At 41.8% G+C, this 18,916-nt stretch carries 16 protein-coding genes and 1 riboswitch; of the genes, 13 read left to right on the top strand and 3 right to left on the bottom strand.

All coding sequences use genetic code 11. The features are described 5' to 3' along the window. The first annotated feature begins 22 nt into the window (after positions 1–22). The 5 genes from ABS301_RS13950 to ABS301_RS13930 all read left to right on the top strand — a co-directional run bounded on the left by ABS301_RS13950 (position 23) and on the right by ABS301_RS13930 (position 5,936). The gene (locus ABS301_RS13950) at positions 23–2,728 is read left to right on the top strand and encodes a DUF4118 domain-containing protein (protein WP_349672784.1); all 2,706 of its coding nucleotides are present in this window, start codon (positions 23–25) and stop codon (positions 2,726–2,728) included. Continuing rightward, positions 2,718–3,422, top strand: a complete 705-nt coding sequence (locus tag ABS301_RS13945; RefSeq protein WP_349672783.1) for a response regulator — start codon at positions 2,718–2,720, stop codon at positions 3,420–3,422. Before ABS301_RS13950 ends, ABS301_RS13945 begins: the two co-directional genes overlap by 11 nt. Positions 3,423–3,445: 23 nt before the next feature. Then, positions 3,446–4,033, top strand: coding sequence for a P-loop nucleotide/nucleoside kinase family protein (locus ABS301_RS13940; RefSeq protein ID WP_349672782.1), 588 nt, complete (start codon positions 3,446–3,448; stop codon positions 4,031–4,033). A 201-nt stretch (positions 4,034–4,234) separates the two neighbouring features. Next, positions 4,235–4,945 carry a 4Fe-4S binding protein gene (locus ABS301_RS13935; protein WP_349672781.1) on the top strand — a complete coding sequence of 237 codons (711 nt, stop codon included), beginning with the start codon at positions 4,235–4,237 and terminating at the stop codon, positions 4,943–4,945. Positions 4,946–5,039: 94 nt separating this feature from the next. Next, the gene (locus tag ABS301_RS13930) at positions 5,040–5,936 is read left to right on the top strand and encodes a metallophosphoesterase (protein ID WP_349672780.1); all 897 of its coding nucleotides are present in this window, start codon (positions 5,040–5,042) and stop codon (positions 5,934–5,936) included. Between the two features lie 10 nt (positions 5,937–5,946). Here ABS301_RS13930 and ABS301_RS13925 read toward each other — a convergent pair whose 3' ends face one another. Continuing rightward, a complete protein-coding gene (locus ABS301_RS13925; protein ID WP_349672779.1) occupies positions 5,947–7,338 on the bottom strand; it encodes a sensor histidine kinase in 1,392 nt (463 codons plus the stop codon). Next, positions 7,319–8,032 (bottom strand): response regulator transcription factor, encoded by a 714-nt coding sequence (locus ABS301_RS13920; protein ID WP_349672778.1) that lies wholly within the window; start codon positions 8,030–8,032, stop codon positions 7,319–7,321. Before ABS301_RS13920 ends, ABS301_RS13925 begins: the two co-directional genes overlap by 20 nt. Before the next feature lie 169 nt (positions 8,033–8,201). Between ABS301_RS13920 and ABS301_RS13915 the strand changes: the two genes are divergently transcribed. From ABS301_RS13915 to ABS301_RS13905, 3 genes are all read left to right on the top strand, one after another. After that, positions 8,202–8,660, top strand: coding sequence for a hypothetical protein (locus ABS301_RS13915; protein WP_349672777.1), 459 nt, complete (start codon positions 8,202–8,204; stop codon positions 8,658–8,660). 327 nt (positions 8,661–8,987) lie between these two features. Next, on the top strand, positions 8,988–9,824 hold the full coding sequence (locus ABS301_RS13910; RefSeq protein ID WP_349672776.1) for a PRD domain-containing protein: 837 nt from the start codon (positions 8,988–8,990) through the stop codon (positions 9,822–9,824). Positions 9,825–9,833: 9 nt separating this feature from the next. Beyond that, positions 9,834–10,322 carry a PTS sugar transporter subunit IIA gene (locus tag ABS301_RS13905; RefSeq protein WP_349672775.1) on the top strand — a complete coding sequence of 163 codons (489 nt, stop codon included), beginning with the start codon at positions 9,834–9,836 and terminating at the stop codon, positions 10,320–10,322. 60 nt (positions 10,323–10,382) lie between these two features. Here the strand turns inward: ABS301_RS13905 and ABS301_RS13900 are convergent, their stop codons facing one another. Beyond that, entirely contained in the window at positions 10,383–12,932 is a 2,550-nt protein-coding gene (locus ABS301_RS13900; protein WP_349672774.1) for a cation-translocating P-type ATPase, read from the bottom strand. A gap of 116 nt (positions 12,933–13,048) precedes the next feature. Continuing rightward, positions 13,049–13,146: riboswitch (NiCo riboswitch) on the bottom strand. A 214-nt stretch (positions 13,147–13,360) separates the two neighbouring features. Here ABS301_RS13900 and ABS301_RS13895 point away from each other — a divergent pair. The 5 genes from ABS301_RS13895 to ABS301_RS13875 are packed head-to-tail and all read left to right on the top strand — an operon-like array spanning position 13,361 to position 18,822. Then, complete coding sequence (locus ABS301_RS13895; RefSeq protein ID WP_349672773.1) at positions 13,361–15,280, top strand: BglG family transcription antiterminator; 1,920 nt, start codon at positions 13,361–13,363, stop codon at positions 15,278–15,280. A gap of 17 nt (positions 15,281–15,297) precedes the next feature. After that, positions 15,298–15,627: a PTS sugar transporter subunit IIA gene (locus tag ABS301_RS13890; RefSeq protein ID WP_349672772.1), complete on the top strand. Its 330-nt coding sequence runs from the start codon at positions 15,298–15,300 to the stop codon at positions 15,625–15,627. Between the two features lie 28 nt (positions 15,628–15,655). Continuing rightward, positions 15,656–15,961 (top strand): PTS sugar transporter subunit IIB, encoded by a 306-nt coding sequence (locus tag ABS301_RS13885; protein ID WP_349672771.1) that lies wholly within the window; start codon positions 15,656–15,658, stop codon positions 15,959–15,961. A gap of 45 nt (positions 15,962–16,006) precedes the next feature. Then, entirely contained in the window at positions 16,007–17,320 is a 1,314-nt protein-coding gene (locus ABS301_RS13880) for a PTS sugar transporter subunit IIC (RefSeq protein ID WP_349672770.1), read from the top strand. A gap of 23 nt (positions 17,321–17,343) precedes the next feature. Next, complete coding sequence (locus ABS301_RS13875; RefSeq protein ID WP_349672769.1) at positions 17,344–18,822, top strand: sulfatase family protein; 1,479 nt, start codon at positions 17,344–17,346, stop codon at positions 18,820–18,822. The last annotated feature ends 94 nt before the right edge of the window (positions 18,823–18,916 follow it).

Here is an 18,916-nt window from a genome sequence, read left to right as displayed (position 1 = left end):
AATAGGAGGGAGGTGAGAAATAATGGAAATAGAGGAAGCGCGTCCAGATCCCGATGTCATTTTAGATGAAATCAGGGCACATCAGGAAAAGGATTCCGGGAAGCTGAAAATTTTTTTCGGCTATGCGGCAGGAGTAGGCAAAACTTATGCCATGCTTGACGATGCACAGGAACAGTACCGGTGTGGCAGGAACGTACTGGTTGGCTATATTGAACCGCACACACGCCCGGATACCATGCAGTTTTTGCAGGGACTGCCTGCAATACCGCCCAGAAAGATATTATACCGCAATATAGCGCTTCAGGAATTTGATCTGGACGAAGCGTTAAGACGCAGACCGGAGCTGATTCTGGTAGATGAACTTGCCCATACAAATGCGGAAGGTGTCAGAAACAGGAAACGATTTCAGGATATAGAGGAGCTTTTAAATGCAGGAATTGACGTTTATACCACTGTCAATGTTCAGCACATGGAAAGTCTGAATGATGTGGTTGAGGACATAACAAAAGTAAGAGTAAAGGAAACGGTTCCTGACTATATCTTTGAACGTGCCGATATGATAAAGCTTGTTGATATTGAACCACAGGAGCTGCTGCGGCGCTTTGAAGAAGGTAAGATCTACAGGCCGGATCAGGCACAGACTGCCATGATCAATTTCTTCTCCCTTGCCAACTTAAAGCTGCTGCGCGAAATTGCCATGAGAAAAGCAGCCGACAGAATCAGCAATGAAAATCAGAATGAACGGCGGCTCTCTCAAAAACTGGCCAATACCAAGATGCTGGTTTGTATCGGACCGTCTCCCTCGTCAGCAAGATGTATCAGGTGGACGGCGCGGGCGGCTGATGCTTTTCATGCACATTGGGTGGCTCTCTATGTTGAGCGTATTGACAACAATGATCTGACGAAAGAGCAGCAAAAAACAATCCGTACAAACCTGGATCTGGCTGAAAAACTGGGCGCCGAAATTGTTACTCTCTCCGGTCATGATATTGCGGAAACGGTCTCCCAGTACGCAAAGCTGTCGGGAATCACCAACATAGTCGTAGGAAAAAGCCGGAATAAAAAATCCATCAGGAATCTGTTTGAATTGGACTTTGAGGATAAGCTGATTTCTCTTCTGCCCAATATTGAGATATACATTATACCTGGCAGCACAATCCGCCGGAATTATAAAAAGCCCCGCAGAACAATCCCCATTAAAAAATTCAACTTTACCTGGCTGGATTTTACCAAGACTATGGGGCTTTTAACAGCGGCAACTGTTCTGAGTCTGGGACTTCGAAGGCTGAATATCGGTGATCAGAATATTATAATGGCGTATATTCTCTCAGTCCTGATCATTTCAAGAGTTACCACAGGGCATGTATATGGAGTGATTGCGTCGGTTATAAGCGTATTGGCCTTTAATTTCTTTTTCACAGAACCCTACTACACTTTTAACACCATACAGGCTGGATATTCCGTTACATTTCTCATCATGCTGCTGGCAGCCCTGATTACAAGTACTCTGACGGTGAGGATTAAGACACAGGCAAGTCTGGCAGTACAAAGGGAACGTCGTACGGAGGTTCTTTATGAAATTAACAAAAAGCTTCTTATAACAAGAGGACTTGAACAGATCGTTGCCCTGACAAATGAATACATTGTTAATTTGTTTGGCCGTTCCGTTGTATTTTTTGCTGCTGACCCGGAACTGGGAGACGATGGAAGTATGGTACAGGGACCAGATGACGTAGATGGCTCTGTACTTAACTCAGCAGATGAGAAGGCTGTGGCTCACTGGGTTTTTCTTAATCAGAAACGGGCGGGAGCCGGAACGGATACACTTATGGGGGCCTCTGCATTTTATATGCCGGTTATTTCTCAGGGAAAGGTGCTTGCCGTTTTAGGTATTTCCTGCTTAAAAGGTACATTGGATCACAACACCCGGCTGTTTCTGCGCATGATAGCCTCTCAGGTGGCCATGTCCCTGGAACGCCAGCGCCTGTCAGATGAACAGAGGAGTATCATTGTCGAGGCGGAAAAAGAAAAAATGCGGAGCAATCTTCTGCGGGCAATCGCACATGATCTTCGTACACCTCTTGCCGGGATTCTTGGTGCCAGCTCTGCCATTCGTGAAAATAAGAATACTCTTGATGAGAAAACCTGTGAGAAGTTGAATGGAGATATTCAGGAGGAGGCACAGTGGCTCCTGCGTATGGTTGAAAATCTTTTGTCTGTGACTCGTATTAATGAGAGTGCCTCCAAAGTAACAAAAAGTCCCGAAGCCGCTGAGGAAGTGATCGCTGAAGCCGTTGGACGTATTAAAAAGAGATTCCCCCAGCGTAAAATAATTGTCAGTGTGCCAGATGATCTGCTGGAAGTTCCTATGGATGGAACCCTGATTGCCCAGGTACTCATTAATTTACTGGAAAATGCCATTAAACATTCAACGGATGACTCTTTTGTAGAAGTCATTTTAAAAAAGACAGGAGAAAATGCCCTGTTTCAGGTGCTTGACCATGGGAAAGGAATCGCAGACGAGGATTATCCTTATCTTTTTACAAGTTATGTACCAAACGGAAACAAAAGCTCTGATTCCTCCAGGGGCATGGGGATCGGTCTTTCTATCTGTATGACAATTATAAAGGCACATAACGGTACGATGGAAGCGTATAACCGGTTAGAGGGAGGAGCAATCTTCCAATTCTCATTGCCGCTGGAAGGAAGTGATTCGTATGGAGATTAAACCGATGGTTCTGGTTATAGAGGATGAAAATGCCATCTGCAACTTTATAACAGCAATCTTAAATTCCAACGGGTATCGGGTGGCAAAATCAAACACCGGTAAGACAGGGCTTTCTATGGCAGCTTCTTATAATCCTGATGTGATTCTCCTTGATTTAGGGCTTCCGGATATGGACGGTGTGGAAGTGTTAAAGGGCATTAGGGAATGGGGCAGAATACCCGTGGTCGTAGTTTCTGCCCGGGGTCATGAAAGAGAGAAAGTAGAAGTACTTGATTTAGGTGCAGACGATTATATCGTAAAACCATTTGGTACATCGGAACTGCTTGCCCGCATACGGACAGCGCTTCGGCACAGCCCTCAAAGCATGGGAGGGGAATCAAATGAAACTGAGAAGATAATCATAGGTGATCTTGAAATTGATTTCGGAAAACGGCTGGTTCTTCTTGACGGAAATATGGTTCATCTGACGCCGGTAGAGTATAAAATCCTTGCTTTGCTGTCAAAAAACCCAGGAAAAGTGCTTACCCATGATTATATTATCAAGGAGATATGGGGAGCTTATGCCGATAACAGCCATACTCTGCGTGTTAATATGGCGAATATCCGGAGAAAAATTGAATCAAATCCAGGATTTCCTAAATATATTTTAACGGAAATGGGAGTAGGATACCGAATGGCAGAGGAAGTAAATTAAAAGTGGACAGGAGTGTGATAAATATGAAACGACTGATTTTAGTAACATCCCCTCCGGCAAGCGGAAAAACATATATATCCAAACAGCTTGCCAGGAATTTAAAGCATGTTGTTTATCTTGATAAGGATACTCTGATTGTTTTATCCAAGCAGATATTCGTGGTAGCTGGTCAGGAATACAACAGAAGTTCTGATTTTTTTGAGGCTAATATCCGAGATTATGAGTATATGGCAATCGTTGATCTTGCCATGGAGGCTTTGGACTATGATGACATTGTTCTGATTAATGCTCCATTTACAAGAGAAATAAGAGATACCGGGTATATGAATGGCCTGCGGGAAAGACTGGCAGAAAAAGATGCAAAGCTTACAGTAATATGGGTTCAGACGGATGTGGAAGTATGCAGGCAGAGAATGATAGAGCGAAACAGTGACCGGGATCAGTGGAAGCTGGATCATTGGGAAGAATATATTGCAGGTGTTAATTTTGAAATACCAGAAGAATTAGATGACCCCAATTGTAACGATGATCTGTTAATCTTTAAAAATTCATCAGATGCCGAATTTCAGACATCCATGAAAGAAATATTAGAAATTATTGAAAGCGAATAGCGTTTACTTTTATATGTAAAACAGGCTGACACCAGAATTAGATAGTCAGCCTGTTTTTTGTTGTTGAAAGTTTAAATAAGCTGTTAAAAATCTGTATTGACTAATATATCATGATGTTATATCATTAAAATACATTAAATAGATCCGGTAACTGCCATCATTGCAATAGCAGGCCGATTATTAAAAAAGGAGTATACGATAATGAGACAACGAGTTCGCAAAGGTATATTGGTTTTTTCTGCTTTAATGTTTCCAATGTCATTTTTTCTTTTATCCCCTTTTGTAATTGTTTTATCTGCCACACAGGGTGTTTTGAATGGAAGTGCCATGATTTTTGGGCTGCTACTGATGTTTTCATTAATTGGAAGCCGGCTTTTCTGCGGATGGCTTTGCCCTGGAGGTGCTGTACAGGATTTTATTTCCGGTGCTAACAGCCGACACTGGAACAGCCGGTGGAAAAATGTGACTAAGTATATGATCTGGCTGGTGTGGTTTTCATTCATCGTTTTTCTTTGGATACATAATCGTCCCCTAAAAGCAGATTTCCTGTATTTTATAGACATTAATACACAATACCTTATTATTTATGGAATTGTAATGTCCATTATATATTTGTTCACTTTAATGACTGGTAAACGTGGAATGTGCCACAGCCTTTGCTGGATGGCTCCGTTTATGGTAATTGGCGAAACAATTGCAGACGCACTTCATATACCAAGATTCCGGTTGAAGGCGAAACCTAATAACTGCGTCTCCTGTGGTAAATGCAGCAAAGTCTGTCCAATGGGGCTGAATATAGCTGAGATGGTTAAATCAGGTAGTGTAGAAAGTAAGGAATGTATTAACTGCCTGGAATGTGTGGATGGATGTCCAAAGAAAGCAATAGAATTTGGAATATGCAGGAAACCGTGATTCATATAAGGAACGGTATTTCTTTTCCTGGCTTTGAACAGTATAAAAGCTTAAATAAGTTTTATACTAATAAAAAAGACAAATTGGAGTTAATATGAAAGCAAATAAGAGACTGACAAAAACATTTAAACACGCCGAACCCGTAACCTTTGATAAAAATTCTAAATTTATATTTTTTAGTGACAGTCACCGTGGAGATGACAGTGTTTCAGATGAATTTATCCGGAACCAGAACATTTTTTTACATGCTCTTAATTATTATTACAAAGAAAACTATGTTTATGTAGAAGTTGGTGACGGTGATGAATTATGGGAATATAAAAATTTCAGTGTCATTCGGCTGGCCCATACGGATGTGTTTACTGCAATGAAGAAGTTTTATGATTCCGGACGGTTCATTATGTTATATGGGAATCATAATATTTATCTTAAGTCCAAACATTTTGTAAAATCCAATTATTATCAATTTTATGATTATTACAATCAAAAGACGGTAGATTTATTTAAGGGAATAAAACCAAAAGAGGCTTTGGTTTTACAATATAAAGAAAACGGGCAGAAGATCTTTGTACTTCATGGACATCAGGGAGATGTTATGAATGATCAGCTATGGGTTGTGTCCATGCTGCTGCTGCGTTATTTTTGGAGATATCTCCATCTTGTAGGTTTTGACAATCCCACAAGCCCTGCCCGTAATTTATTTAAGAGGCATAAGATAGAACGGATCTACGATGAATGGATTAAGAAAAAAAAGGTTATGCTGATTTGCGGTCATACCCACAGGCCTAAATTTCCAAAAGCAAATGATCTTCCCTATTTTAACACTGGCTGCTGCACCCGGACAAGAGGAATATCAGGTATTGAGATAATAGGGGGTGAAATCCTGATGGTTGACTGGAGGATCGCAGCCGATGAAGAAGGAGGGCTTAAAGTCCTCCGTACTGTAGTCAGAGGACCGGAGCCCATTGAAAAATACAACATCTGGAAATAAACCAGACTTTTTAAAAGGATATTTCAAAAACAGCTCCCTGGTCCCGGTTATATGCTTTAATTCTGCCGTTTAACAACTCTGCTGCAGATTTTGCGATGGCAAGCCCTAAACCGAAATTACCATTTTTCCCTTTATAGAAACGGTCGAAGATAAAGGGAATGTCGTTTTGGGGAATTCCATCTCCATCATCTGATATAATTAAAGATACAATTCTGCCTCTTTTTTCCAGGGAGATGGTGACTTTCTGCCTTGCATAGCGCATGCAGTTGGACACGATGTTAATAACTGCCTGGGAGAGAATTACATCGTCAGTCTGAATCATTACGTCATATTCGGGCAGAAGCAGTTCTAACTGTTTCGCTGATTTAGCCGCCAGTCCCATAAGACGCTGAGTATAATCTTTTAATAAATGACACAGGTTGACCTCTTCCCACTGTGGTTTGTACGTTCCGCTTTCGTAGCGGGAGAGTGTGAGCAGTTCGCTCACAAGTTCGTTTAAGCGTATGCTTTCACGTTTGATAATCTGAGCTGCTTCTTTTGTATCAGGGAATATGCCGCTTTCAATTCCTTCGGCATACCCCTGAATGGACATGAGTGGGGTTCGAAGTTCATGAGAAGCATTTTGCAGAAATGTCTTCTGATTTTTGTCATAGGTCTCCAGCCTTCCCACCATGATACTGATGTTATCATAAAGCTGCTTAAACTCCAGTGTATCCTGGGGAATGTTAAAATGGCTCACATCAAAATCCCCCTGTCCGATCTGCAGGGAAAGAACACCAAGCCTGGTGATGGGCACTGTAATATGTGCCGCAATTCTCTCTGAAAAATAGATGGCGATCAGGATACCAAGAAGCATGATGGCAAAAAGAATAAGATTGACTGCTCCCAGATATTTATTCATTCGGTCTGCCGGAAGGACAAATACGGCAGTAAGATTACTTAAATCGTCATTGTTCATGGAATAGGCGATGGTGAAGTACTTTTTACCGTTTACAGGAATGGTATAAACGGTGCCCTGGTTCATCTTAAGATACTGGTCCTTTATGACATCTAAATATGCAATCTGGGAGGGGGCAAGCTTTATCTGTGATGGAAATACAGGTTTTGCATCCCGATCCAGGAGATAGAAATCCATACCTTGTGAAAAATGAGAGGATTTAAGTGCCATGAGGATATTCCTTGCCATACTCAATGCTTTCTTCTCTGAGGGCTGGCCTCCGTCTGTTTCCAGTTCACTTTTTATTTCCTTTTCCACTGCACGAATTGTAGTTTTTAATTCATTTTTGGCAGTAGCATTGCTGTAGATCCGAAAGGAAAGATTAAATAAGATAAGGGTGGCCAGGGGAATCAGTATGAGTAGAGTTAAAAATGGTTTCTGGATTTTATTTTTTATACTCTTCATGGGTATCTCCTAATTCCAGGCGGAAACCAAAACCCCAGACAGACTGTATTTTTACATCTGCTTCTGCAGCTGCCAGTTTTTTTCGCAGCCTTTTAATTACATCATCGGTTGCTCTGGTATCTGCTTCAAAATCAAATTTCCAGACATGCTTTAGCAACTCTTCCCTGGACACTGCCTGTTCCTTTTTTTCCAGCAAATAGACCATAAGAGCAAATTCCGTGGGGGTAACATCAAGTGTCTTTCCGTTAACGGAAAAATCTCTTTTATTTACATCAGCTTTTATATTTCCAAAAAGACAGATTTCTCCCTTGTAGCTGCCTAAGTCTAACTCCATTCTCCGAAATAATGCTTTTACTCTGGTTACAAGCTCCATGGGAGAAAAAGGCTTTGTTAAGTAATCGTCAGACCCTAAGGTGATTCCGGCTATGCGGTCTGCTTCGCTGTCTCTGGCAGAAACAATTACAATCAGTGCATTACTTCTTTTCCTGATCTCCCGGCACAACACCAGTCCGTCCGTACCAGGCATCATAACATCTAAGATTACCATATCTGAAGGATATTTATCAAAGGCGGCATACAATTGGTCTCCGTCTGGAAATGTCTGTACCTCAAACCCCTCAGCAGCCAGAAAAAGCTGTATTAAATCCCTGATGGGCTGTTCGTCATCTGCAAGGTAAATTCGTTTCTTTTCCATTTATCTAACCCTTCCTTTCGGCTGTTTCGTATATTTTATCATTTTCTATTTCGAATTCATAGAGCTGCCACAATTTTGCCACAGTTTCACCTTTGAAATGCGTCAGGTAATGGTAGTATGATTTCAAACAGAAAAGAAAAAATTCCCCCCAATGAAAGGAGTAACAATTATGAAGAAATCAATAAAATCAATTACATCTCTTTTAACAACCGCTATGCTTATCACAGGAACAGTAGCCATCCCAGCTCAGGCAGCAACAACAGCAGTAAATCCTACGAAAGCAGCAGCAACAACACAGGCAAGTAAGGCAGGCACAGCAGCCAAGACAACAGAAGCAGCCAAGACAACAGAAGCAGCCAAGACAACAGAAGCAGCAAAAACAACAGAGGCAGCTAAGACAACAGAGGCAGCAAAAGCAGCAGCTGTAAAAACAGATAAGAAAGCCGTTACAAAAAAGGCAGCCAAAGTAAAGAAACATAAAAAAGCAGTTGCAAAGAAGACCAGCAAGGCTAAAAAACATAAAAAAGCAGCTGTAAAAAAGACAAAAGCAGTAAAAAATCAGAAAAAAGCAGCAAAGGTAAATAATACAGCAGCAAAGACAGCAAAGACAGCAACTACAAAAAAGTAATACATAGGAATATATAAATAAATATTTTTTCATCATCGACTGCACTATTTATAAAATTGAGACCGGATTTTTCTGGCTCTCATATAAATTAAATAGTGCAGTATTTTTAAACGTTTCTCTAATCTTCAATAAAAAATCCATCTTGTGTATAATGCACAAATAATAACTGCTATTTTAATTAGATTTTACACGTTGACATAACGCTGTTTTTTCACTATACTTAATCCATTAAAAGGATTGTTACTCTTTGAGGCATTACCTGTTTTATTTGGTATGCTTTCAGGGAGTTTTTTTGTTTATTTACGTACTTTCAAGTGAGGAAATATTATGAAGGTTATAAAAAAGATTAACAATAATGTTGCATTATGTGTGGATAATCATAAAAAAGAGTTAATTGCTTTTGGCAAAGGAATCGGTTTTCCCGATATGCCTTATGAGATCAAGGATCTTAGTTCCATTTCAATGACCTTTTATCGAATGGACCAGAGCTTTTATAAATTACTAGAGGAAATACCAGAGGAAGTTTTTGAGGTATCGGCTATTATTGTCAAAAAAGCTCAAATGACACTGGATAGCAGTTTAAATCCCAATCTTTTGCCAGGACTTGCGGATCATATTCATTTTGCATTAAAGCGTATAGAAAAATACAAAGAGATGAAAATGCTTTTTTCCTATGACATTGAGCAATTGTATCCGGCAGAAACTACCTTGGCAAGATATGCAGTTGGGCTGATTGAAAGGAAGCTGTGCGTAAAGTTACCCGACAGCGAAATAACCAATATTGCAATGCATTTTGTAAATGCAGAAGAAGAAAACATGGGTGAAACCAACGGGGAGTTCCAAACTGATCAGCTGATTGATGAGGTCACTGGAATGATTGAGCAGACATTTGAAACAGAGATAGACAGGGAAGGGTTTAATTATAACAGGTTTATAATGCATTTCAGATATTTTTTGAAGCGAATTATAGAAAAAAAACAGTTTATAGATGACAATGGAGCTTTATTTGAAACACTCAAAGCTGAAAAGCCGGAGATCTACGATTGTGCCGTACGAATCAGCGACAGGGTGGTTGACCGGCTGCATGCAGAGATAACTCAGGATGAGATACTATATCTGATGATACACATTAATCGGATTATAAAAAATAATACAATCAATTAAGGAGATAAGATGGGATTATTTGATAAAATAGGACAGAAATTCAGCAGCAGAAAAATTGTTTATATGCCGATTAACGGTAAAGTAATTACTTTAAGTGAAATTAAGGACGGTGTGTTTTCGGAAGGCATTCTTGGAAAAGGAGTTGGTATTATACCTGAGGAAGGTATTGTATACGCGCCATTTGACGGAGAGGTTATTTTGATTGCAGACACAAAGCATGCCATTGGTTTAAAAAGTACACAGGGTGTTGAACTCATCATACATGTGGGAATGGACACAGTGGAAATGAATGGGAAAGGCTTTAGCCAGCAGGTAAAAGTCGGAGATTCAATAAAATGCGGACAGCAGATTATGACATTTTCTTTAGAGGAAATAAGTAAAAGCGGTTATGCGTCCACAACGGCAGTGATTGTAACCAATTCAGATAAGTTTAAAACAATTGAAGTTCTTTTAGAAGGTGATCAGGAAAAAAAGAAAGAACTGCTTAGTCTCTCTTAAATGATCAGCCCGGTTCCTATGAATGGAACCGGGCTGTTTCCTTTTTGGTTATTTTAATGATTATAAACTGGTTGACCTTTCTTCCGTCTTAATCGCTTTTTCATTAACCTTGGTCAGCTTTACCAGCTCATACCACAGAACCGATGCAGCTGCCAGCCCCAGTGCAGTTAACATCTGCAAAGCGGAGAGGGGAGCCAGCTTTAAAAGTCCTGCGAGAGGTGAATAGAGGATGACAGCAAGAAGAATAACGGTACCTGCGTTGACAGCCCACATAACCTTATCATTTAGAAGCTGTCTGATGGAACAAAAGATGTTGTCATAGTCTGAGCTGTTGACCTGCACTAAAAATAAATTTGCCAGCATGATTATGGAAAGCCCCATGGAACGGGCAGCAGGTGCATGGGCAGGGCTGTTTTTTACAGTGAAGTAATATGCTCCAAAGGAAGCTGCAAATACAAACAGACCCTGGAGAATACTTTTTGAAAGCAGTTTCCCAGTCAGCAGCTTTTCTTTTGGATTGCGGGGATTGCGTTTCATAATATTGGTTTCGGCTGGCTGACGCTCCAGTACAATGGAACAGGTGGGGTCAATCAGCACTTCCAAAAGCACCACATGAAGAGGCAGGAGTAAAAGAGAAGCAGGGGCAATGCCAAGGAATGGACCGAGCAGGGAGGAGAAAGCGATGGGAATGTGGATTGTAAACACGTAACCCACAGCTTTGCGGATGTTATCGTAGATGCGGCGCCCGTCCCTGATGGTTTCCACAATGGTGGTAAAGTTATCGTCCATTAAGATAAGGTCGGCGGCCTCTCTGGACACCTCGCTGCCCCGTTTCCCCATAGCAATCCCAATGTCGGCATATTTAAGGGCGGGAGCATCATTGACGCCGTCGCCGGTCATAGCCACAATATCTCCATTTTCCTTAAATGCTTTTACAATCCGCATCTTGTGCTCCGGGATAACACGGGAGAAGATGGAAACGTTTTTAACAGCCTCCTGCAGCTGGGTATTCGTCATGGATTCCAGCATTTCTCCAGTAATAATACGGTCGCTGCCGGGAATACCGATATTCCTTGCAATTGCGGAAGCAGTAATACCATTGTCACCGGTTATCATGACGACACGGATGCCAGCTTCCCTGCATACGGCTATATCGTTTTTCACACTTTCCCGGGGAGGGTCTGCCAGACCCACCAGACCCAGAAGCGTCAGGCGGCAGTCTGTAATAGAGGCAGGAATCGCCTCGTCATTCTCAGGGTTTGAGGTTGCAATTCCTATCACCCGTAATCCTTCGCTGGATAAATCGTTAATTTGTTTTTCAACAATCCCTCGTTCCTCATGGGTTAGTTCACAGATTGTCAGGATTCGTTCCGGGCTTCCTTTTGCTGCGATAACCAGCTGACCGTTTCGGCGCCAGACATGCCCCATCATTTTTAATTCATTGGTAAAGGCATATTCGGTCACAAATTCATTATGGAACAGACTTCCTTTTGATATACCATGCTCTTCACAGTAGGTGAGCATGGCTTTTTCCATAGGATCATAGGTATCTGTTTCACAGCCCAGTCCCATTGTTTCTATCAGTTTTTGTTCCTGTTGGTTTCCAGTCCACACTTTTTGAACCGTCATCTGATTCATGGTGATCGTGCCGGTTTTATCCACACACAGGACTGATACGGCACCAAGTGTCTCTACACTTGGCAATTTGCGCACCAGTGAATTCTTCTTAGCCAGTCTCCAGGCTCCCATAGAAAGAAAGACGGTGAGGATGACCGGAAACTCCTCCGGGATCATAGCCATGGCAAGAGTCACTCCGGAAAGGATACTTTCAATAAGCCGGTCACTGAAACGGTGATCAGGGATATTAAACCAGGTAAAGATTCCTACCATCAGGAAAAGAACACCTGCTATCACGGCACAGGTCTTCACCAGCTTTCCGGTCTGCTTTTGCAGCGGGGTATCTTCCTGGGGTGTAATGGCAACTCCCAGGCCGATTTTGCCGTATTCGGACTGTACTCCGATCTTCTCCACTTTAATGGCTCCGGTGCCCTGCATAACCAGTGTTCCGGCATAGCAGTAGTCCTTTCGCCAATAGTCTTTTTCAGGTACTTCATTTCCAGCAGGTATCTTAAAGACTCTTTCAGCCTCCCCGGTCAGAGAGGATTCATCAATACATAAATCGGCACAGCGAATCACCTCACCGTCAGCCGGAATCTTTACACCTTCGTGAATCATCATTAAATCACCAGGCACAAGATCCGCGCTGGCAATCAGTTTTTCAATTCCATCCCGTATTACCGGAATTGTCGGTGCAGAAAGGTCTTTCAGAGCGTTTAAGGTTTTATCTGTTTTCCATTCCTGAATTACATCAATGCTGATTATGCCAATTACAAAAATAAGCATAATGGCACCATCTCTGGGTTCTCCCAAAATAAAATAAATGACAGCTGCAATGATAAGTAAAAGGAACATGGGTTCGCAGATAATGTGAAAAACCTTCTTAAAAAAGCTTTCCTTCTTCTGCGGTATCAGTTCGTTTTTACCATACTGATGCTGTCTTAATCTGGCCTCCTCGCTGGATAGGCCATTGTAATTTGGGGTGTCTGTCATAAAAAAAAACCTCCATCTCTCGCCAATGCGGCGGTGTCATGATTTCTCCTATGGCACTCCATTTGAGTTCGTTGCTCCGTAAATGCATATAAAAAAAACACACCGGCGGAACATACTACTGTCCCGCAGATGTGCATAAATTGCAATCCGCTGCCGTTCGTTGGACGGCCCAGCCCCACGCCCATTCGGGCATCGCCTGCTCAGTTTGTACTGTTGATCTCGAATTCCATTGGAATATAATGCAGTGCAAAGAGATTTATATATTATATGAAGAGGGATAGAAAATGTCAACCGCTTTTTAATCTGCTATTAAAAGAATGTATAATCTAATTTAATTTAATTAAATTACCGTAATGAATACGGAAAATAACCTGGTTGAGTTTCATTATCCCGATGCTATAATGAAATTACCGAAAGGAGGTATTATCTTGATTGACAGAAGGCAGCAGCTTTTGTTCTCAAAACTTACCTGCAATCAATATATCACGGCAGCAGCACTTGCAAAACAGTTGGGACTCAGTGAGAAAACAGTCAGGACAAGAGTAAAGGAATTAGATCACGAGCTTTTGCCATGGGGAGCCCATATCTTATCCAAACAGGGATATGGATATTGCATTTCAATAACCAATCCAGCATTGTACCAGGAACTAATTAATTCTTTATCATCGGACAAAAGCACTTTGCCTGAATCTTCGCAGGAACGGATTTTGTATCTCCTTTCGTGTCTGCTTAACAGCAGGGACTATGTAAAACTGGATGATTTAAGTGCCTTTTTATTTGTATCAAGAAATGTACTGACAGGAGACTTAAAAAAGGCAGAGGACATGCTTTTGAAATACGGCGTCAGACTGGTACGCAAACCTCATTATGGCATAAGAGCGGAGGGGGCTGAATTTGACAAGAGACTGTGTATTTCCAATTATCTGATGAAACCGGATTTTATTTTACATGGGCACCGACGCAGAAGTACGGACGAAATGAAGACCATCGCAGACACACTTCTTACCTGCATCAGAGACCATAACATCAGATTGTCGGAGGTTTTGTTTCAAAATCTGATTATTCATATATACATCGCAGCAAAGCGGATGAGGGCTGGGCTATATATGACTGCAGAGGAGGCGGATTTTTTTCAGCCAGGTCTTGGCGAGAAAGAAATGGTTATTGCAGAAGATCTTGGGAAAGGGCTGGAGGCCAGTCTGGGGATTGCTTTTTCAGAGCCTGAAATAAAATATCTGGCAATTCATCTGGCTGGAAAAAGAAGTATTGGAGAAGACGACGGTGAAAGGCTGAAACCTGAAATTCCCAGGCGGCTTATGGATCTGATAACAGAAATGCTTCAATCAGTGTATGACAGTTTTAAAATAGATTTCAGACGAAACCAGGAGTTAATTCTATCGCTGTCTCAGCACATGGTACCTTTGGACATCAGAATCCGGTACGATATGGGAATTGACAATCCTCTGCTGGAAGAAACAAAAAAGAATTATTTCCTGGCCTATGCCATTTCCAGTCAGGCATGCATTGTTCTTAACGAACATTACCACAAGAGCCTGTCAGAGGATGAAGTGGGCTTTATAGCGCTTCTTTTCGCACTTACACTTGAGCAGGAAAAGGGAAATAACGGAAAGAAAAATATTCTGATTGTATGTGCATCAGGTAAGGGCAGTGCCCAGCTGTTAACCTATCGCTATAAAGAGGAGTTCGGCAATTATTTAAATCAGGTTTATACCTGCAATACACATGAACTGGATCATTTCGATTTAAGCAAAGTGGATTATATTTTCACCACGGTTCCTCTGGAGATTTCTGTTCCGGTTCCGGTTATTTCAGTAAAAGATTTTCTTGGAGACAGAGAAATCCTGTCGGTCAGAAAAATCCTGTTTATGGGGAATAAAAGTTTTCTCTATGAATTCTACGACAGGCGTCTGTTTTTTACAGATGTCCAGGGGGGAAGCAAAGAAGAAATAATTAGAGAGCTATGCAGACGGATCCGTACTGTAAGACAATTACCTGAAGGATTTTATGAAGCTGTTTTGAAACGGGAAAAGCTGGCTCAGACGGATTTTGGAAATCTTACGGCGCTTCCGCACCCATATATGACAATGACTGAAGAGAGTTTTGTTTGTGTGGGAGTTTTACGAAAACCCATTCTTTGGAACACAAACCAGGTGCAGGCAGTTTTTCTTGTGTCCATTGGTGAAGAGGAACAGGAACAGCTTCAGGCTTTTTACCAGCTTACCATGAATCTTCTGCTGAATCAGAGGAGCGTGTTAAAGCTTATTAAGGAATCGACTTTTGATACGCTGATGGGGCTTTTAATGGATGACAAAAATATCAGACAGTGATACGGGGGAGAATAAAAATGGACATAAAAATTGAAACAATTATGATGGAGCTGGTTGTAAACGGTGGAAATGCCAGGAGCTGTGCAATGCAGGCAATTGCTGCTGCGAGAGAAGGGAAGCCTGATCTGGCCAGGCAGCTTATGCAGGAAGCTGATGAGTCCATTGAGAAGGCCCATGAGTTTCAGACCGGAATATTACAGGCAGAAGCTTCCGGAGAACATCTTGATATGAGCCTTATCATGGTTCATGCACAGGATCATTTAATGAATGCCATGACGGTGAGGGATCTTGCAAAGGAATTTGTAAAGCTTTATCAAACAGAGCAATCTGCAGCCGTTATAGAGTAACTGTCAATAAGTGGAAAGGAGAGATCATATGATACACATTACGTTGATTTGTGCGGCTGGAATGTCCACCTCCATGCTGACGCAAAGAATGCAAAAAGCAGCTGAAAGTAAGAATCTGGAGGTTGAGATTGTGGCAATGCCTGAATCGAAATTCCGGAAATATAAGGGAGAGACGGAAGTTCTTCTTCTGGGGCCTCAGGTGCGTTATCTTTTTGAGGAAATCAAGGCCGAATTCCAGCCAAAGGGGATGAAAGTAGCAGTTATTGATATGAGAGATTATGGAATGATGAATGGGGAAAAAGTGTTGGAGGATGCATGTAAACTATTGGGGTAGAACCTGTACAGCAGATAAAAGGTATGTTAAAAAGGAGAGGGATATATGAATAACTTAACGGGATTAATTGAAAAATATTTCGTTCCAATGGCTGGGAAGCTTTCAAAGAACAAATTTTTAAAAGCAATTTCCAATGGATTTTCAGTACTTTTGCCAATTACAATGATAGGTGCAATCTTTACACTTCTTTCCAATCTGCAGATTGCGCCCTACCAGAGCCTTGTCAAAGCCGTTCACTTAAAAGAAATATTTGGATTTGCACCTAAGGTGACAACGGATATGCTGGCAGTATACGCAGTTTTTCTCATTGGAAAAGCGTTGGCAGAGCAATATGATTTTGATGATAATGTCTCCACGATAGTGGGAGCGCTGAGCTTGTTTTCTTTCCTGGTTTTAATTCCTCTGGGCGTTTCGGGAAAAGCGGAGAAAAGTCAGGAAATCGTCTCGATTGCCGGAGCAATGCCTACCACCTATCTGGGAGCTGCCGGTTTATTTACAGCTATGATTGTGGGATTGCTTGTACCATTTATCTATCAGATATTTATTAAACACAATATAGTCTTAAAGATGCCGGAGCAGGTTCCGCCTACAATTGCAAAATCCTTCAGCGCTTTAATTCCTGCATTCAGCATTGCATTTTTCTTTGGACTGATTCGATTTTTATTTTCCTTAACGCCTTTTGGAGATGCAAATAGTTTCGTATATACAATGCTGAAGGCACCGCTGGCCAATCTTGGAGCCAGCCCCGCAACCTTTATTCTGTTCATACTGGTCTGTTCCCTCATGTGGTTTTTTGGTCTTCATGGCGGAATGATTGTAATGCCTTTTATCAATGTTTTATATACGGCAGCAGGGCTTGAGAATCTGGAAGCATATGCAAACGGCGTGGCAGGCCCCAATCTGATTACCAATTCATCGTGGATAATTTTCGCCTCTCTTGGAGGTGCAGGCGGAACTCTTGGACTCTGTATTCTTATGGCTTTTATGGCAAAAAGCTCGAGGTATAAAACCCTTGGAAAACTGGCACTTCCCGCAGGGGCCTGCGGAATCAATGAGCCTATTACATTTGGTCTGCCAATGGTATTAAATACCATTATGATCATTCCGCTGATCATTACCCCCATTATCACGTTTCTTATTTCTTATTTCATGATTAAAATTGGAATCATTCCTCCGCTTAATGGTACAACCATTCCTCTTGGCACTCCGGTGGTGTTTGCCGGACTTGTCGCAGGAGGCTGGAAAACAGCAGTTTTACAGATTGTATTAATCGCAATTCAGACTTTGATCTATCTTCCGTTTTTTAAAGTTCTTGATAAACAGGCCGTGTTGGAAGAGAATCTGCCGAATGATCTTTAAACAGTCAGGAAAGGAGAGACGACGTGGAAAAGAAACCTAATATAGTATTGTTTGTAGCAGATCAGATGCGCAGTGATTCCCTGGGGCACCAGGGGAATCCGGCATCAATCACTCCCAACCTTGACAGGCTTGCAAAGGAGGGCGTGTCATTTCAGAATGCGTATTGCCAGAATCCTGTATGTGTTCCTTCCAGATGCAGTTTCCTTACTGGTTTATATCCACATACAAACGGACACCGCACCATGCATTTCCTTCAGAATCCGGATGAACCCAATCTATTAAAGGTTATGAAGCAGGCGGGCTATGAAGTGATCTGGGTTGGCAGAAACGACGTAATACCAGGAAACCGTACCAAGGAAGACTATTGCAGTGAGTATTATAATGGTGCGGACATGAACGATACAAAAGGGGAGATTAATGTTTTTGGCGTCAAGAAAAAAGGTGGGGTTCCTGCAGTCAGACCGGAAGAAGACGATAATTATTATTCTTTCTATACAGGAAAGCTGGATAAAGAAGTAGCGAAAGAGAGTTTTGACTGGAACTGTATGAATAGTGCATTGAATTATCTGGAAAGAAGAAGGAAAGAGGCAGATTCCCCGCCATTCTTTCTGTATGTGACGCTGACCTTTCCCCATCCGCCTTACGGGTGTGAGGAACCATGGTATTCCAGTATTGACAGGAAGAAGCTGCCACCAAGAAGACCTTGTGTGGGAACATTGAAAGATAAACCATCCATGCTATATGGGATTAATTCCAGACAGAACTTAAACGGATGGCCGGAGGATCGTTTTGATGAGCTGAGAGCCACTTACCTGGCTATGGTCTCACGATTTGATTATCAGTATGGTTTAATTTCGGATAAGCTGAAGGAAACAGGAGTATATGATGATACCAATATCATTGTATTCAGCGATCACGGCGATTACACCGGGGATTACACAATAACAGAAAAAGTGCAGAACTGTTTTGAGAACCCCATCAGCAATGTTCCCCTTTTAATAAAGCCCTCAAGAGAGCATGAATGCAGACCCCGGATAACCCAGGCCCTTGCAGAGCTGGTGGATATTCCGGAAACAGTTGCAGATATGGCTGGAATCAGTCTGCCGTATAAGCAGTTTGGAAAATCACTTCTGGGTGCAGTAAGCGGCATGGAGTTTCATAAGGATGCAGTATTCTGCGAAGGAGGCAGGCTTCATGGGGAGGAGCACTGTATGGAAAAGGGACACGGCCCATTATCACCATACTGGCCCAGACTGGATACTCAGTGCAGTGAGGGGCCAGAGCATACAAAGGCAGTTATGATAAGGATGGGGAATTTAAAATATGTCAGGCGTTTGTATGAGACAGATGAACTGTATGATCTTGAAAAAGATCCCATGGAGTTAAACAATGTAATCAGTGAAGAAAATTATCAGGATGAGATCTTAAAATTGAAAGAACGTATGCTTACCTTCTTTCTGGAAACAGGGGACTATGTTCCTGACCGAAAAGATATTCGATAAAGCATGAGGGGAATGGTTATCCATTCCCCTCCCTTTATGTTATAGAATTTCAATAAATTCTAATCTCCGTCTTGACGTGTGATGGGAGAATTAC

The sequence above is a fragment of the Lacrimispora sp. genome (genome assembly GCF_031982545.1).
Lineage (GTDB): Bacteria > Bacillota > Clostridia > Lachnospirales > Lachnospiraceae > Lacrimispora.
This window is presented reverse-complemented; position numbering and strand designations above follow the sequence as displayed.

What these genes read in the sequence shown, in the direction of transcription:
- ABS301_RS13925 (WP_349672779.1), bottom strand. Translation starts at nt 7,338, where the DNA reads ATGAAGAGTATAAAAAATAAAATCCAGAAACCATTTTTAACTCTACTC.
- ABS301_RS13920 (WP_349672778.1), bottom strand. Translation starts at nt 8,032, where the DNA reads ATGGAAAAGAAACGAATTTACCTTGCAGATGACGAACAGCCCATCAGG.
- ABS301_RS13935 (WP_349672781.1), top strand. Translation starts at nt 4,235, where the DNA reads ATGAGACAACGAGTTCGCAAAGGTATATTGGTTTTTTCTGCTTTAATG.
- ABS301_RS13915 (WP_349672777.1), top strand. Translation starts at nt 8,202, where the DNA reads ATGAAGAAATCAATAAAATCAATTACATCTCTTTTAACAACCGCTATG.
- ABS301_RS13885 (WP_349672771.1), top strand. Translation starts at nt 15,656, where the DNA reads ATGATACACATTACGTTGATTTGTGCGGCTGGAATGTCCACCTCCATG.
- ABS301_RS13945 (WP_349672783.1), top strand. Translation starts at nt 2,718, where the DNA reads ATGGAGATTAAACCGATGGTTCTGGTTATAGAGGATGAAAATGCCATC.
- ABS301_RS13880 (WP_349672770.1), top strand. Translation starts at nt 16,007, where the DNA reads ATGAATAACTTAACGGGATTAATTGAAAAATATTTCGTTCCAATGGCT.
- ABS301_RS13940 (WP_349672782.1), top strand. Translation starts at nt 3,446, where the DNA reads ATGAAACGACTGATTTTAGTAACATCCCCTCCGGCAAGCGGAAAAACA.
- ABS301_RS13910 (WP_349672776.1), top strand. Translation starts at nt 8,988, where the DNA reads ATGAAGGTTATAAAAAAGATTAACAATAATGTTGCATTATGTGTGGAT.
- ABS301_RS13905 (WP_349672775.1), top strand. Translation starts at nt 9,834, where the DNA reads ATGGGATTATTTGATAAAATAGGACAGAAATTCAGCAGCAGAAAAATT.
- ABS301_RS13890 (WP_349672772.1), top strand. Translation starts at nt 15,298, where the DNA reads ATGGACATAAAAATTGAAACAATTATGATGGAGCTGGTTGTAAACGGT.
- ABS301_RS13950 (WP_349672784.1), top strand. Translation starts at nt 23, where the DNA reads ATGGAAATAGAGGAAGCGCGTCCAGATCCCGATGTCATTTTAGATGAA.
- ABS301_RS13900 (WP_349672774.1), bottom strand. Translation starts at nt 12,932, where the DNA reads ATGACAGACACCCCAAATTACAATGGCCTATCCAGCGAGGAGGCCAGA.
- ABS301_RS13930 (WP_349672780.1), top strand. Translation starts at nt 5,040, where the DNA reads ATGAAAGCAAATAAGAGACTGACAAAAACATTTAAACACGCCGAACCC.